General features: G+C 70.5%; 16 protein-coding genes. 13 read left to right on the top strand and 3 right to left on the bottom strand.

From position 1 onward, the window contains the following. Positions 1–31: 31 nt before the first annotated feature. Both ACIA8L_RS01090 and ACIA8L_RS01085 read right to left on the bottom strand, forming a co-directional pair. Positions 32–757 (bottom strand): rhomboid family intramembrane serine protease, encoded by a 726-nt coding sequence (locus ACIA8L_RS01090; protein ID WP_395899113.1) that lies wholly within the window; start codon positions 755–757, stop codon positions 32–34. 119 nt (positions 758–876) lie between these two features. Beyond that, a complete protein-coding gene (locus tag ACIA8L_RS01085; protein WP_395899111.1) occupies positions 877–1,977 on the bottom strand; it encodes a substrate-binding domain-containing protein in 1,101 nt (366 codons plus the stop codon). Between the two features lie 46 nt (positions 1,978–2,023). On the opposite strand from ACIA8L_RS01085, the gene ACIA8L_RS01080 reads away from it, so the two are divergent. The 12 genes from ACIA8L_RS01080 to ACIA8L_RS01025 all read left to right on the top strand — a co-directional run bounded on the left by ACIA8L_RS01080 (position 2,024) and on the right by ACIA8L_RS01025 (position 13,550). Continuing rightward, on the top strand, positions 2,024–2,455 hold the full coding sequence (locus ACIA8L_RS01080) for a MarR family winged helix-turn-helix transcriptional regulator (protein WP_395899109.1): 432 nt from the start codon (positions 2,024–2,026) through the stop codon (positions 2,453–2,455). A gap of 4 nt (positions 2,456–2,459) precedes the next feature. After that, positions 2,460–2,819, top strand: a complete 360-nt coding sequence (locus ACIA8L_RS01075; protein ID WP_395899107.1) for a VOC family protein — start codon at positions 2,460–2,462, stop codon at positions 2,817–2,819. A 328-nt stretch (positions 2,820–3,147) separates the two neighbouring features. Further along, a complete protein-coding gene (locus tag ACIA8L_RS01070) occupies positions 3,148–3,354 on the top strand; it encodes a hypothetical protein (RefSeq protein WP_395899105.1) in 207 nt (68 codons plus the stop codon). Positions 3,355–3,390: 36 nt separating this feature from the next. After that, positions 3,391–5,166, top strand: a complete 1,776-nt coding sequence (locus ACIA8L_RS01065; protein ID WP_395899103.1) for a spore surface glycoprotein BclB — start codon at positions 3,391–3,393, stop codon at positions 5,164–5,166. 119 nt (positions 5,167–5,285) lie between these two features. Beyond that, on the top strand, positions 5,286–7,745 hold the full coding sequence (locus tag ACIA8L_RS01060) for a DUF2334 domain-containing protein (protein ID WP_395899101.1): 2,460 nt from the start codon (positions 5,286–5,288) through the stop codon (positions 7,743–7,745). 465 nt (positions 7,746–8,210) lie between these two features. Beyond that, positions 8,211–8,768, top strand: coding sequence for a DUF2716 domain-containing protein (locus ACIA8L_RS01055; RefSeq protein ID WP_395899099.1), 558 nt, complete (start codon positions 8,211–8,213; stop codon positions 8,766–8,768). Between the two features lie 38 nt (positions 8,769–8,806). Then, positions 8,807–9,340 carry a SigE family RNA polymerase sigma factor gene (locus tag ACIA8L_RS01050; RefSeq protein ID WP_395899097.1) on the top strand — a complete coding sequence of 178 codons (534 nt, stop codon included), beginning with the start codon at positions 8,807–8,809 and terminating at the stop codon, positions 9,338–9,340. Further along, entirely contained in the window at positions 9,337–10,485 is a 1,149-nt protein-coding gene (locus tag ACIA8L_RS01045) for a hypothetical protein (protein ID WP_395899095.1), read from the top strand. Before ACIA8L_RS01050 ends, ACIA8L_RS01045 begins: the two co-directional genes overlap by 4 nt. Before the next feature lie 114 nt (positions 10,486–10,599). Next, complete coding sequence (locus tag ACIA8L_RS01040) at positions 10,600–11,115, top strand: hypothetical protein (protein WP_395899093.1); 516 nt, start codon at positions 10,600–10,602, stop codon at positions 11,113–11,115. A gap of 121 nt (positions 11,116–11,236) precedes the next feature. Continuing rightward, the gene (locus ACIA8L_RS01035; protein WP_395899091.1) at positions 11,237–11,794 is read left to right on the top strand and encodes a sugar O-acetyltransferase; all 558 of its coding nucleotides are present in this window, start codon (positions 11,237–11,239) and stop codon (positions 11,792–11,794) included. Positions 11,795–11,796: 2 nt separating this feature from the next. After that, entirely contained in the window at positions 11,797–12,339 is a 543-nt protein-coding gene (locus tag ACIA8L_RS01030) for a TetR/AcrR family transcriptional regulator (protein WP_395899089.1), read from the top strand. Then, entirely contained in the window at positions 12,339–13,550 is a 1,212-nt protein-coding gene (locus tag ACIA8L_RS01025) for an MFS transporter (RefSeq protein ID WP_395901658.1), read from the top strand. Before ACIA8L_RS01030 ends, ACIA8L_RS01025 begins: the two co-directional genes overlap by 1 nt. On the opposite strand, the gene ACIA8L_RS01020 is transcribed toward ACIA8L_RS01025, so the two are convergent. Then, entirely contained in the window at positions 13,513–14,094 is a 582-nt protein-coding gene (locus ACIA8L_RS01020; RefSeq protein ID WP_395899087.1) for a dihydrofolate reductase family protein, read from the bottom strand. The two genes, ACIA8L_RS01025 and ACIA8L_RS01020, sit on opposite strands and share 38 nt — an antisense overlap. A 77-nt stretch (positions 14,095–14,171) precedes the next feature. Between ACIA8L_RS01020 and ACIA8L_RS01015 the strand changes: the two genes are divergently transcribed. Next, positions 14,172–14,723, top strand: a complete 552-nt coding sequence (locus ACIA8L_RS01015; RefSeq protein WP_395899085.1) for a TetR/AcrR family transcriptional regulator — start codon at positions 14,172–14,174, stop codon at positions 14,721–14,723. Positions 14,724–14,750: the final 27 nt, after the last annotated feature.

Here is a 14,750-nt window from a genome sequence, read left to right as displayed (position 1 = left end):
GACCTAATACTTGAAAACGGAAAGATCTCGTTCAGGTGGCGGGCGCGGTGGCCCCTTCGTTCGGCGACGTGGTGCGGTGTTGGCGGGACCGGCGGTACAGCGGGGTGAGGGCCAGGCCGGCCGTGAATGCCCAGCCGTGGTGGTCGCCGGCCGCGATCAGGACCGCCGCGGCGAGCACCGCGATGCCGACCACCGCGAGGTCGGCCCGGCGCGGCCAGCGGGGCCGGGCGAACTGGTAGCACCAGGCGCCGACCACGATGACCGCCATGGCCGCGATCCAGTTCGTGAGGCTGGTCAGGGTGATCGCGAGCAGGAAGTAGCCGACGAACATCAGGGACACCGACGGCGCCTGTTCGCCCAGCACGACGGCCGCCGCGAGCAGGGCCGCGACCCCGAGCACCGCGACCGACGTGCCACCGCCGGGCGGCTCCAGCCAGTAGCCGGTGGCCTGCCCGACCACGCCGCCCACGACGTAGCCGGCCAGCCACCACCGCGGGCCGAGCACGCGCTCGGCGCCGACGCCGATGACCGCGAGGAACAGCATGTTGCTGACGAACTGCGCGGTCCCGGAGACGCCGGGCGACGCCATCTGCGTGAGCAGCGGCGAGAACAGCCGCCACCAGTGCCCCCAGCTGAGGCCGCCGGGGTCCCGCTCCAGCGCCGCGCCCCAGGCCGGTATCGCCCACTGCAGCAGCTCCGCAACCCCGGTCACGACGAAGACGATGGTCGTGACGATCGGAAACCGGCGATCTCTCATGGGCTCAGCGTAGGAAGCCCGAGATCGCCGCGGTACCGACAAATGTCACTGGAATCGCAGGTCAGATCAACCCCGAACGACCCGTCCATGGCCGAGCCGGTGGCTCGGCTGAGTGGGTGTCAGAAGGCGTCGATGACGTCGAAGTCGAGGCCGTCGGCGCGGGCCAGGTAGACCGGCTGGTCCACGTGGCGGGATCGCACGGTGACCGGGCCGCGGCCGCCGGTGATCGTGGTGCCGTCGGCGGTTTGGTCGATGGCGGTTGGGTTGAGGGTGCCGGCTCTGGTGGCCAGCGCGTGTAGCAGGCGGACGCCGTCGTAGCAGGCTTCGGCGTGGCCGTTGAGAACCGGGGCCTGCCAGCCGTAGCGGTGGGTGTAGCGCTCCACGAAGGCCAGGCCCGCGTCGGTTGCCACGTTGCCGAAGTAGCCCATCGTGGCGTACAGCTCGCCCGTGGCGTCGCCGCCGGTGGCCAGCAGACCGTTCTCTTCCAGCGCGGCGCACAGTCTCGGGGCCCGCAGGTGGGAGTCGGCGTACGCGCGGTTGAACTCGGCCAGATCGCTGCCGACCAGGGTGAGCAGGACGGCGTCGGCCCGGCGTCGCGCGATCAGGTCGAGCACGCGGGACGGTTCGAGTTCGCCGAAGGGGACGTAGTGGGACGCCACCACCTGGGCCTGCGCGGCTCGTAGGTAGGCGACGGCGGCGTGGTGGAGCATCCTCGGCCATACGTAGTCGTTGCCGATCAGCGCCCAGCGGCGGGCCCGGCGGTTGCTCACCAGCCAGTCCAAGGCCGGGCGTAGCTGGCGGGCCGGGGTTTCGCCCAGGAGGTAGACGCCCGGGGAGTGTTCGCCGCCCTCGTACGGGGGTGTGAAAACGTACGGGATGCGGCCGTGCAGCGCTTTGACCGTGGCCACGCGGACGTCGCTGGCGTGGGTGCCCACCACCGCGGCTATCGCGCCCGACTGCGTCAGGTCCGACAGCTCGGCGGCGACCGTCCGCGGGTGGCGGCCGGCGTCCACGAGCACCAGCTCCAGCGGGCGGCCCAGGAGGCCGCCGGCCGCGTTGAGCTCGGCCACGGCCAGGCGGGCGCAGTTGAGCACGGCCGGTGCCATCATGCCCAGCGTGCCCGACGTCGGCACGGCCAGCGCCACGCGGAGCGCACCGCCCGGCTCGGGCGGCAGCAGGCGCGCCTCGAGCGGGTCGGAGACCAACCGGACCTCATCCACGTCGCCGAGTATCTTTCCAATGGCGGGCGAAGGGTAGGGGGCGACCATGGTGGATGCGATCGGGCTGCGCGCACACCTCGGATACGTGCTGAGCGAAGCCGAGCGGGCGGTCAACCGCGGGCTGGCGGCGGCGCTGCAGTCCGAGGGGGTCACCGTCGAGCAGTGGCGCATCCTGCAGGCCCTCTCCGACGGGCGCGGACATTCGATGGGCGACCTGGCCGAGGCCGCGCTCATGCCCCACCCGACGCTGACGAAGGCCGTCGACCGGCTCGTCGACGGCGCGCTCGTCTACCGCCGGCAGGACCCCAACGACCGCCGCCGCGTCGCCGTGTACCTCTCCGAGTCCGGCACCGCCCTCCTCGCCCGCCTCGACCACGCCGCCACCGGGCACCACCGCGCCGTGGAGAACGTGTTCGGCAGCGAACGGGCCGAGCGCCTCATGCGCGAGCTGACCGACCTGATCGACTCGGTGCGGTAGCGGCGTGCGGCTCAAGGCGACGGTTCTCAACGCGTCCGACGCGGGGCGGCTCGCCCGCTTCTACTCCGCGCTGCTCGAGTGGCCGATCGACAAGCAGGAAGACGGCTGGGTCACCCTGCGCGATCCGGCCGGCGGGGCGGCGTTGTCGTTGCAGACCGAGGAGTTGTACCGCCCGCCCGTCTGGCCCGCCGCCGAGCACACCCAGCAGATGATGATGCACCTCGACATCGCCTGCGACGACCTCACGGCCGCGGTCGCCCGGGCCGTCGAGCTCGGGGCCACGGTCGCCGAGTGGCAGCCCCAGGACGACGTCCGCGTGTGCCTCGACCCGGACGGCCACCCGTTCTGCCTGTACGTGCCCTGAGCAGGTCTTTGTCATCCGGTTGGCGGCGGAGTGCATCCCGCGCTGACGACAACGCGTCTGCACCCGGGCGGCTACCTTAAGTGGACCAGCCCGGCGACGGGCTGACGGGAAGGCAGTGATCCGCCGGGCGACATTTTGGTCGCCGAATCGGCCCGGCGGGGAGCCAGTGGCGAAACCGGCCCCGGACAACGTTTTACGTGTTCCATGGGGCAATCCGGTGCGCTCGTTCTGACGTTCGCTTCCGAATTCTCCGTTCCATCCGCTCCAGCGTTCGCTCGCCGCGTGTCCCGCGGTCGCTGCGTCGTGCCCAAATCCTGAGGGAGTCGTCATGCAGAAGCTCGTCATCGGCATCGCCACCGCGGTCGCCGCCGGCGTGGTGGCGCTCGGGATCGGCATCGACCTGGCACACCATGGCACCGCTGCGCAGCACGCGCCGACGGCGGAGAGCCGGCCCGCGAAAGACGGGGAGATGCCGCCGCCGCCCGCGCCGAAGCAGCTCCGGCCGTCCGAGCGGGTCGTCGTCAACGGCAAGTAGCGCACCAGAACCGCCACCTGAGATTCGGGAGAGCTCGTGTTCCAGTCCAAGAAGCAGAAGATCGCCGCGATCGGTGCGACCGCTGCGGCCGTCCTCGTCGGCGTCGGCGCCACCGCCTACGGTGCCGTGCCGGACTCCGGCACCGGCATGATCACCGGCTGCCGCAACACCAGCACCGGCGCGCTGCGGGTCATCGACTACCAGGGCGGCGCGCGCTGCAAGACCGGCGAGAAGCAGATCCAGTGGAACAGCCAGGGCGTGAAGGGTGCCACCGGCGCCACCGGCGCGACGGGTAACACCGGCGCCCAGGGCCCGGCCGGCCCGGTCGGCCCGCCCGGAGCCAAGGGCGCGACCGGCGCCACCGGTGCCACTGGCGCGACGGGCGCGACCGGCGCCACGGGTGCTGCCGGCGCGAAGGGTGCCACCGGCGCGACCGGCGCTACGGGTGCAACCGGCGCCGCCGGTGCCGCCGGGGCCAAGGGCGACAAGGGTGACACCGGCGCTCAGGGTGCCACGGGCGCTCAGGGTGCGACCGGCGCTCAGGGTGCCACCGGCGCCGCTGGTGCTCAGGGCGAGAAGGGCGACACCGGCGCGACCGGCGCTCAGGGTGCCACTGGCGCTCAGGGCGAAAAGGGCGACACGGGTGCCACCGGAGCTCAGGGTGCTACTGGCGCTCAGGGCGAAAAGGGCGAGACCGGTGCCACCGGTGCGACCGGGGCGCAGGGCGAGCAGGGCGTCAAGGGCGACACCGGCGCCCAGGGCGTCCAGGGCGAGACCGGCGCTGCTGGTGCGACCGGCGCGACCGGGGCTCAGGGCGAGAAGGGCGACACCGGCGCGACCGGGGCCCAGGGCGTCCAGGGTGAGAAGGGCGAGACCGGAGCCACCGGCGCGCAGGGGCTGCAGGGCATCCCCGGCGCTGACGGCAAGGACGGCGCCACCGGGCCGCAGGGTGTGCAAGGTGAGAAGGGCGACACCGGCGCGGCCGGGGCCGTCGGTGCTCAGGGTGAGAAGGGCGAGACCGGCGCGACCGGGGCGCAGGGGCTGCCGGGCATGCCGGGCGCGAGCGCGTATGACGTCGCGAAGGCCGCGGACCCGACGGTCGGGACGGTCGACGAGTGGCTGCAGTCGCTCGTCGGGCACGGTACCGATGGAAAAGATGCTTATCAGATGGCGCTCGACTATGGACTCTTCACCGGCACGCCCGAGGCGTGGCTGGCGTCGCTGAAGGGTGTTGTCGGTGCCGCCGGGGCCCAGGGTGAGCAGGGTGCCGTGGGCGCGACCGGTGCCGCCGGCGCGAAGGGCACCGACGGGCTCGCCGGCAAGGACGGCTCGGCCGGCAAGGACGGGGCCAACGGCTCGTCGATCCTGACCGGTGCCGGTGTGCCGGCGGGGACGGTCGGCTCGGTCGGTGACGTGTACCTGAACACGACGGACTTCTCGATGTACAAGAAGACCGACGCCACCACCTGGGCCGCCATCGGCAGCATCAAGGGCGCGGCCGGGGCGGCCGGCGCGACGGGCGCCACCGGGGCCACGGGCGCGACGGGTGCGGCCGGCGCGGGCTACACGAAGGTCACGGCGGCGACCGCGACGACGATCGCCAGCAACGTCAGCGGCTCGCGGACCTACACGTTCAGCTGCGCCACCGGCGTCGTCCTGGGCGGCTCCATCGCGATCAACTCCGGCAGCCTGTCGCAGAGCGGCTCGGCCCGGGACGTGACCGACGAGGCCGGCAAGGCCTGGGTCTTCACGATCACCCGCAGCGGTGTCGGCTCGGCGTCCTTCACCCCGACCCTCTACTGCGCCAGCTGACGCGACACCCCTTGCGAGGGCCCCGGCTCGACACCTCGGAGCCGGGGCCCTCGTAACAAAAACCTCTTCAACAAGCCCGCGCAACACAGCCAGAAAGGCGAACCAGAGTGCGCATCTCGGTGAAGCTGGTGGGGTCGGCCGTCGTCGGCGCCATCGCCGCGAGCGGACTGGGCACGGTGGCACACGCCGCGGCCCCGGCCGTCACCGCGGTCACCCCGAAGAACGGGGCGACGGGGGTCGCGGCCACGGCCCGTCCGACGATCACGTTCAACGACCCGACCGACCCGGCCTCGCTGCGGTACTCGTTCGTCAAGACCGCCGGCGGCGCGTCCGTCCCGTCCTACTACACGTATGACGCGCCCACGCACACGTTCACGTTCAGCCCGCGGGCGGCGCTGGCCGACTCGACGCGGTACACGATCACCGTCAAGGTCAAGGGCGCCTCCGGCGTGCTGAGCGACCAGTACATCTGGGCCTTCACCACCGGTGTCACCGACCGCACCGCCCCGTCGGCGCCGTCCGCGCTCAACGTGAGCGACGTGACCACCACCGGTGCCACGGTGAGCTGGGGCGCTTCCAGCGACGACACCGGCGTTTCGGAATACCGCATTTTCGACGGTACTGCGCAGACGCCGATCGCCACCCTGACCGGCGCCCCGCCGGCGACGACCACCACGTTGTCCGGTCTGACGCCGACGACTGCGCATTCGCTCACCGTGAAGGCTGTCGACGCCGCCGGCAACGTCTCGGCCGCCAGCTCGGCCGCCGAGTTCACGACGCTGACCCCGCCGCCCCCGCCGGACGTGACCGCGCCGACCGCCCCGGGTGCGCCGGTCGCGGGCGAGCTCACCTCGACGAGCGTCGCGCTCTCGTGGACCGCGTCGACGGACGACCAGGGCGTCGTGTCCTACCGCGTCACCGGTGGCCCGAGCGTGCAGACGGTCACCGCGACCAGCGCGACGATCTCCGGATTGAGCGCGCGCACGCAGTACACCTTCAGCGTCGAAGCTCTTGACGCGGCCGGCAATGTCTCCTCGGCCTCACCGTCGACGATCGTGACGACGCCGGCGACGCCGCTCGTCGACGCCCGCAACGGCGCCGGCATCCCGGGCGCGACCGGCAAGACCCTGGTTTTGTACGACACGACGGGCCCGTACGGGTTCCTGGGTGAGCAGTACGCGATCGCGACCTCGCAGCTGTCCTCGCACTTCGGCGACTGGACCGCGCAGCCCGTCGTGAACTACACGGCCGGCGAGCTGAACGACTACCAGGCCGTCATCTACATGGGCTCGACCTACGACGAGCCGCTGCCGACCGCGTTCCTCGACGACGTGACCGCGACGACCAAGCCGGTCATCTGGGTGTACGACAACATCTGGCAGCTCACGGCCCGCGACCCGAACTTCGCCGCCAACCGCGGCTTCACCTGGAAGTCGTTCGACGTGTCGGCGGTGTCGAAGGTCAACTACGAGGGCAAGACGTTCAGCCGCGACCCGCAGAACATGGCCGGCATCATGGACACCGTCATCTACGACGAGACCAAGGCCACCGCGATCGGCAACGCCGTGCGCGACAGCGACAGCTCCGCGTTCTCGTGGGGCGTCCGCTCCGGCAACTTCACCTACCTCGGCGAGATCCCCTACTCGTACATGGCCACCAACGACCGGTACGTCGCCTTCGCCAACCTCCTCGAGGAGGCGCTCGCGCCGAACACGGTCGAGCGGCACCGGGCCCTGGTCCGCATCGAAGACGTCGGCCCCGACGCCGACCCGGCCGAGCTCAACGCGATCACGACCTACCTGTCGAGCATGAACGTGCCGTTCTCCGTCGCGGTGTACTCGCGGTACATCGACGCGAAGGGCGCCTACAACAACGGCGTGCCCGAGGACTACACCCTCGCCGACCGCCCGCTCGTCATCCAGGCGCTGAAGAACATGCAGGCGCACGGCGGGACGCTGCTGATGCACGGCTACACGCACCAGTACGCGTCGAAGGACAACCCGTACAACGGCGTCAGCGCCGACGACTTCGAGTTCTACACGGCCCACGTCGACCCGGTCACCAACAACGTCATCTACGACGGCCCGGTCGCCGAGGACTCGCAGGCCTGGGCCCAGTCCCGGATCGACAGCGCGTTCGCCGAGTTCGCCAAGGCCGGCCTGGCCAAGCCGACGATCTTCGAGTTCCCGCACTACGCCGGCAGCGACGCCTCGAACCGCGCCGTGGCGGCCACGTTCAATACCCGCTACGACCGCGGCCTGTACTCCTCCGGCGCCCTGCGCGGCGGCGACCTCGACAACACGCGGATCATCGGCCAGTTCTTCCCGTACACCGTCCGCGACATCTACGGCGTCCTGACCTACCCGGAGAACCTGGGCAACATCGAACTGGAGCCGTACAACAACCACCCGGCGATGCTCCCGGCCGACCTGGTCAACTCCGCCCAGCTGAACACCACCGTGAAGGACGGCGTGGCGAGCTTCTTCTTCCACCCGTACGTCCCGGTCAGCTACCTGAAGGACACGGTCGAAGGCATCCAGGCCGCCGGCTACACCTTCGTCCCGGCCTCGTCGATGTAAGCCACTGCTCCCTCCTGTAGGACGAAATGTCCGGCGACTCCGTCGCCGGACATTTCGCCTTTATCCCCATAAAACGGGGGGCTGGAGGCGGTAGCGGCGTTAGCGGCGCTATGTAAGGCGTGCGGTGCTGGCGGCGCTGCGTAAGAGCGCGGCGCTGGTGGCGGTGCGGCGCGGCGCGGGCGGTGCGGCGCAAAGCGGTGCGGCGTTCGCGGCGTTGGCGGCGCCGCGGGCGTCGTGTTTTCGGCACCGCAATTACTACGGACGCCGAAGGGAGGCCCCCTGGGGCCGACCGGTGTCTGGCGGGAGCAGCGGACCGCAATCACCGCGGACCCGAGTAATGGCCTTTCGGCTTCTCCGGCTCCTAATGGCCTCTCTGCTTCTCCGGCTCCGCCGGTTCTTGTCTCCGGCTCGGCCGGGCCCGCAATCCTCCCGCGCATGCCTTCGTACGCAGGGAAGATGGGTGGTATGGCGGCGGCCGTTGAGAGGCTTGACGAGCGTGAGTACCGGCGGGTGTGGGCGCGGTTCGAGCGGCAGTTCGAGTTTCGGCCCGGGATGGACAGTGCCGGCTGGCCGGCGATCAGGGAGCCGGCCGACTCGGTGACCTGGAGCCTCGCGGGCCTTGACGATGATCCGGACTATCTGAAGCTGGATGCGATGGTCGAGGCCGTCAACGACGGGCTGTGGGCTTGCACGGGGCCCGAAGAGACCCTGCTAATTCTGGACTGGCACCACGACTGTTATCGGATCCGGCCGCACGCCATCACGGCCGCGGACGGGCCGCACTGGCCCGCCAGCATGATGCCGGACGGTGACTACAGCATCCACCTGGCCGAGGACCTCCGGTACGGCACCTTCGGGCACCCCTGGGAGTACACGATCTGCGTGCTGGGGGCGCCGCTGCTGGAGCGGGTCGCCGCCCGGCTCGACGAGATCCTGGTGACGAGGGTGCGCGAAGGGGGGCCGGGGCCGGCCCGCCGCCGCCGGAAAAGTTTTTGGGCGATGCTGAAACGCGATGGCCGGTGACGAACGTCTAGCCTCCGCGACGATTGGAGCACTGACTGGTGAACCGCGACGACGAGGTGGCGTTCCGGGAGTTCGTCTCCGTGCAGATGGAGCAGCTGCGCGGTTTGGCGTACCTCACCTGCGGCGACTGGCAGCTCGCCGAGGACGCCGTGTGCACGGCCCTGGCCAAGCTGTACGGGCGCTGGCGGAAGGTCGACCGGCCGGAGAGCTACGCCCGCACCATGGTCGTGCGGGCGGCGGTCGACGAGGTGCGCCGGCCCTGGTGGCGCCGGGAGCACACGGTGGGCGACAACCTGCCGGAGCCGGCCGTGCGCGACGGCACGCCGGACGTCATCGACCGGCTGACGGTCCTCGACGCGCTGCGCACCCTGCCGGTGCAGCAGCGGGCGGTGCTGGTCCTGCGATACCTCGAGGGCCGGACCGTGTCGGAGACCGCAGAGGCGCTGCGGTGCCCGGAGGGGACCGTCAAGACCAACACCGCGCGCGGCCTGGCCAGGCTGCGTGCGCGGCTCGACGTCGCCGAACCCCTGGGTTCGATCGCGGGATCCGGACACATCGAGAGGGCGTCATGAGCCAGAACATGCAAGACCTGCTGCAACAGGCGCGCGTCGACGCCCTGTCGGAGGCGCCGCCGATGGGCCGCGGCGTCGACGACGTGGTGGCCGCGGGCCGTCGCCGGCGGGGCCGGCACAAGCTGCTCCAAGGCGGTGCGGCGGTCGCGACCGCGGCGGCCGTCGTCGCGGCGATCGCGCTGCCGCAAGCGTTCGCCGGCAAAAGCACCGACGCGCCGGCGGTCGTGGCCGCGCAGCCTTCGGCCGTGACCTACCCGGACGCGGACTGGACGTACGGCTTCAAGGGCTACAAGGTCGGCGACTTCACCGTCACCGGCGCCGAGCACGTCACGCCCGGCTACCAGGAGCTGTACGTGCAGCGCGGCAAGCAGATGTCGGACCTCTACGACGGCCAGACCAACCAGGTCGTCGCCTTCTCGCCCCTGTACAGCGCCAACATCACCGTCTACCGCCCGGGCGTCTTCCAGCCCACCAAGTTCGCGGCCGGCGAGAAGGTCACCGTCAACGGCCGCCCGGGCCTGTTCATGAGCAAGGTCATGTACATCGACTCGTCCGACATCGGCCCGAACGTGGCCCTGGCCTGGCAGTACGCCGACAACGCGTGGGCCGTCGCGAGCTCGGTCGTCAACGGCGAGTTCAACCAGGGCGAGCTGCTCAAACTGGCGTCGGGCCTGACCTCCGCGCCGGCGTCCCCGGCCACCGTCTCCATCAAAGCCAAATACACGCCGCGGGGGTACGTCCTGAGCTCGGCCGGCCGCACGGACGACTTCCCGTCCGGGGCGTCGTACATGTCGGCGAGCATCCGCCTGATGCAGACCCGCCCGTCGTACACGTCGCTGACCGAGCCGGTCGACGCGTCCTACGAGCACGGCCCGACCGTGCGCATCGCCCTGTACCCGGTGGAGTTCACGGACAGCACCCACCAGCGCCCGGGCGGCACCGCGTACTGCAACTCCGGCAACGCGAACCTGTGCTTCCGCATGTCGGCCGACGGCAAGTACCTGGCCGAGATCTACGCCGACGGCGGCGCCAACATCCCGCAGAGCGAGTTGCTCAAGACCCTGCAGGAGCTGGAGTTCGCCGACCCCGCCCAGCCCTCGACCTGGTTCCCGGTCATGTCCGCGGTCCCGGCGTCGGCCCTATAGAAAGTCCCCTGGTTGGGGCGGGCAACCGCGGCAGGTCGGTGGACAGATCTGCACCAATTCTGCAACTAGCCTGAATTTGTACCGATACCGGCGAAGCAGAAGCGGGGTTGCCCAATGGCCACGATCATCGACCTGGACGAGCCGGCCACCGAGTCCGTCGCACCACGGCGGAAGCGGGGCCGGCTGGTCCTGGGTGCGGTCGCGCTGGCCGCCGTGGCGGGTGTCGCCGGCTGGCAGGCCCCGAACGCGATCGCCGCCATCAACAAGCCCACCTACCAGGGCGAGGACGCCGCGAAGGTGGCGACCGCCCTGGCCTGCGACGGGTACACGAAGGCGGCCACCCACGACGAGACCGTCTACAAGTACCGCGACCAGGGCACCTGCACCATCAACGGCACGGTTGTCACTATCACGACCTTCGACACCGCCGCCGACCAGCGCACCTTCGAGGCCGTCATGCAGACCGTCATCCCGGTCCTGCACCCGACGTGGAAGGGCGCCTCGTACGCGGCCGGCGAGGGCTGGAACGTCGCCGACGCCCGCAACCTGACCCCGGAGATCGCCACGCTGGTCGTCCAGCGCCTCGGCGAGGGCGCCACCCACGTCATCCCGGCCGGCGCCGCCTCCTGACCGACACCGGGCCGTCCGGTGCGGGGTCCGCGCAGTCTCGTCGGGCGCTGCAAGCCCGTGTTTCAATATCGGTAAAGAGAAGCTGTGTACAGGCGTACATATCCAGTGTACGTTTGTACACATGACGGAGAAGTCCATGCGGCAGCGGATGCTCGATGGGGAGCTGTACATCGCTGACGCTGAGATCGGGCGGGACTACCTGCGGGCGCAGGAGCTCACGCGGCGGATCAACCTGCTGCCGGCCTCCGACGGGGATGCCAAGCGCAAGCTGCTCACCGAGCTGCTCGGTGCACTCGGGGATGAGACCGAGATCCGGACGCCGGTGCAGTTCGATTACGGGTACCAAACCTTCTTCGGCGCTCGGAGTTTTGTGAACTTCGGCTTCGTCTGCCTCGATGTGGCGCGGGTGACGATCGGGGACGACGTCCAGATCGCCACCAACGTGCAGCTGCTGACGGCGTGGCATCCGGTGGACGCGCAGCAGCGGCGGGACAAGTGGGAGGCCGGGTCGCCGATCACCATCGGGGACAACGTGTGGCTCGGGGGCGGGGTCATCGTGTGCCCGGGCGTCACCATCGGCGCGAACACCGTCGTCGGCGCGGGGGCGGTCGTCGTCAAGGATCTGCCCGCCAATGTCGTCGCGGTCGGGAATCCCGCACGGATCGTCCGCGAACTCTGAGCATGTCTGTCCGAAGGCACGACCCCGACCGCAAGGACCGCATCATCGACGCGGCCATCGCGGTCATCGCCGAGCACGGGGTCGCCGGGACGACCCACCGGCTCATCGCCGCGGCCGCCGATGTGCCGCTCGGGTCGCTGACGTACCACTTCACCAGCCTCGAAGACCTGCGCTGCCAAGCGTTCCGGCGCCACGCCGAGCGGATGTCGGTCATCTACGAGGCGCACTTCCGCGGTGTTGAGAGCCGCGAGCAGCTCGTCGAGGCGGTCACCGACCTCATCGACGGCGACGCCGGGGCCAGCCCCTCGGACTGGGCGATCGCCTACGAGCTGTATCTGGCCGCCCTGCGCGAGCCGGCGCTGCGCGAGGTCACCGAGACCTGGATGCGCGCGAGCCGGGCCGTGCTCGAGCGGTTCGTCGACCCGACCACGGCCCGGGGCATCGACGCCCTGATCGAAGGCCTGGTCATGCACAAGACCCTGTCGACCGGACCGGTGTCCCGCCAGGACATCCGCACGGTCGTCGACCGAACGATCGGAACGTGATGATCACAACCACCCCAATCGCCGTCGAGGCGCAGGCGGGGGCCGCCACCCGGGCCACGTACGCCGCGTTCATCTGGTCCGGCGTCGCCTCGGCCAGCTGGGCCTCGCGCATCCCGCAGATCCGCGACGCCCTGCACCTCGCCCCCTCCAAGCTCGGCCTGGTCCTGCTGTCCATGGCCGCTGGCTCGATCCTCGCGCTGGTCGGCTCCGGGCACATCGTGGCCCGGTTCGGCTCGCGCAAGACGGTCGCGGTGATGGCCGCGTTGCTGACGGTCGCCCTGGCCGGCGCCGCGTCCGGCTATCACCTCGGCATCGCACCGGTCGTGGTGAGCCTGCTGCTGTTCGGGTTTGCCATGGGCGCCTGGGACGTGGCCATGAACGTGCAGGGCGCGGTCGTCGAACGCGCAGTCGGCCGCTCGATCATGGCGCGTTTCCATGCCGGATTCAGCGTGGGTACCGTCGCCGGCGCGCTCCTCGGCGCGCTCATGGTCACCCTCCACGTGCCGGTCACGCTGCACCTCGCGCTCACCGCCATCGTCGTCGGCGCGAGCACGATCTACGCCGTGCGCACGTTCATGCCGGACGGCGCGGCCGAGTCCGCCCCGGCCGAAGGCGACAGCGGCCTGCAGCACACGCTTCGCTTCTGGCGTGAGCCGCGCACCCTGCTCGTCGGAGTCTTCGTGCTGGCATTCGCTTTGGCGGAGGGTACCGGTATCGACTGGATCAGCATCTCGATGATCGACGGTTATCAGGCGTCGGCCGCGGTGGGCACCCTCGCCTTCGCGGTCTTCCTGGCCGCGATGACCACCGGCCGCTGGTTCGGCCCGGACCTGCTCGACCGCTACGGCCGCGTCCCGGTCCTGCGGGCCCTGTCGGTCATCACGGTCGCCGGCCTGGCCCTGTTCATCTTCGGCCCCAACGTGCTGACCGCGTTCATCGGCGCGCTGCTGTGGGGCCTCGGCACGTCGCTGGGCTTCCCGGTCGGCATGAGCGCCGCCTCCGACGACCCCCGCTTCGCCGCGCCGCGGGTGAGCGTGGTCGCCTCGATCGGCTACTGCGCGTTCCTGGGCGGTCCGCCGATGATCGGCTTCCTGGGCGACCACTTCACGGTCATCAAGTCGCTGGTCGCGGTGACCGTCCTGGTGGCCCTGGCCGCGATGATCGCCAACGCCATCAAGCCTTTGCCAGGCGCGCAGAACGCTCATAAGTGAGCACGACGACGCCGCTTTCGAGCGGCGTCGTCGACACCAACGTGAAGCGGATCGGGTCGAAACCCGTTCGCACGAGCGGGATGCCCTGACCGGCGATGACCGGGCTGAGCTTGATGACCAGTTCGTCGACCTCGCCGAGCAGCTGCCCGGCGAGGTCACCGCCACCGCAGAGCCAGATGTCCAGCCCGTCCTGCTGTTTGAGCTCGCGCACGAACTCCACCGGGTCGCGGTCGACGACTTCCGATCCCTTTTGGAGGTGCCGGCTGAAGGTGTACTGCCGCAGGTGCGCATATGGACGGGCGATCCCGGCCTGAAGTGCGGGTTCGAGCGTTGCCCGGCCCATGACGAGCGTGTCGAAGGCCAGGTTCGGGGTGCCGTCCGGGATGCCGACGTGCGGACGGACATGGGTCGGGAGCGTCTCGGGGTATCGGCTCCGGATGAACTCCCGCAGGTCCGCCTCGAACGGGAAGAACTCGGTCTCCCCGGCGGGACCGGCGATGAACCCGTCGATCGTCGAGGCCACGTAGTAGACGAGCTTTCGCATGCGCACTGTCTCCTAACCACTATGGGCGTCGTGGTTAAAGTACAACACCTGCAGTGGTTGGTGCTAGTGTGTCGCCCATGGTCAGCAACCCGCAGCGCCGTGACCTGCTAGCCGACGCCGGACTGCGCGTGCTCGCCAGTGCGGGGGCGCGTGGCCTGACCCACCGCGCCGTCGACCAGGAGGCCGCCGTCCCGGCCGGCACGACCTCGAATTACTTCCGCTCCCGCGACGCGTTGCTCAGCGGCCTGGCCGAGCGCATCTTCGCCCGAATGGCCCCGGCCCCGGCCGACCTGGCCACTTTGGCGGGCCGCAGCCAGGCCGACTACCTGCTCGACATCGTCCGCCGCACCACCCGCGAACCCGACCTGATGCGCGCCCTGTTCGAACTCCGCCTCGAGGGCGCCCGCCGCCCCGAACTCGGCCGCCTGCTCGCCGACACCCTGCACCGCGGCTATCGCGACGACGTCGCCTTCCACGCCACCACCGGCCTGCCCGGCGGCGACTTCGAAATTGCCCTGCTCCACTACGCCGTCGACGGCCTGCTCCTGGACCTGCTCACCACCTCGATCAACGCCGGCCACGACACCGCCGAAGTGCTCGCCGCCTTCGCCGCCCGCCTGATGCGCTGATGCGCTGAGGTGCTCGCCGCCTTCGCC

The organism is Dactylosporangium sp. NPDC051541, from assembly GCF_044454505.1.
Classification (GTDB): Bacteria; Actinomycetota; Actinomycetes; order Mycobacteriales; family Micromonosporaceae; genus Dactylosporangium.
Note: the sequence above shows the minus strand (reverse complement) of the source record. Positions and strands in the feature narration are given on the sequence as shown.

Coding starts and splice junctions, on each gene's coding strand:
- ACIA8L_RS01030 (WP_395899089.1), top strand. CDS start 11,797: ATGTCTGTCCGAAGGCACGACCCCGACCGCAAGGACCGCATCATCGAC.
- ACIA8L_RS01040 (WP_395899093.1), top strand. CDS start 10,600: ATGGCCACGATCATCGACCTGGACGAGCCGGCCACCGAGTCCGTCGCA.
- ACIA8L_RS01055 (WP_395899099.1), top strand. CDS start 8,211: ATGGCGGCGGCCGTTGAGAGGCTTGACGAGCGTGAGTACCGGCGGGTG.
- ACIA8L_RS01035 (WP_395899091.1), top strand. CDS start 11,237: ATGACGGAGAAGTCCATGCGGCAGCGGATGCTCGATGGGGAGCTGTAC.
- ACIA8L_RS01020 (WP_395899087.1), bottom strand. CDS start 14,094: ATGCGAAAGCTCGTCTACTACGTGGCCTCGACGATCGACGGGTTCATC.
- ACIA8L_RS01045 (WP_395899095.1), top strand. CDS start 9,337: ATGAGCCAGAACATGCAAGACCTGCTGCAACAGGCGCGCGTCGACGCC.
- ACIA8L_RS01080 (WP_395899109.1), top strand. CDS start 2,024: ATGGTGGATGCGATCGGGCTGCGCGCACACCTCGGATACGTGCTGAGC.
- ACIA8L_RS01070 (WP_395899105.1), top strand. CDS start 3,148: ATGCAGAAGCTCGTCATCGGCATCGCCACCGCGGTCGCCGCCGGCGTG.
- ACIA8L_RS01090 (WP_395899113.1), bottom strand. CDS start 757: ATGAGAGATCGCCGGTTTCCGATCGTCACGACCATCGTCTTCGTCGTG.
- ACIA8L_RS01025 (WP_395901658.1), top strand. CDS start 12,339: ATGATCACAACCACCCCAATCGCCGTCGAGGCGCAGGCGGGGGCCGCC.
- ACIA8L_RS01015 (WP_395899085.1), top strand. CDS start 14,172: ATGGTCAGCAACCCGCAGCGCCGTGACCTGCTAGCCGACGCCGGACTG.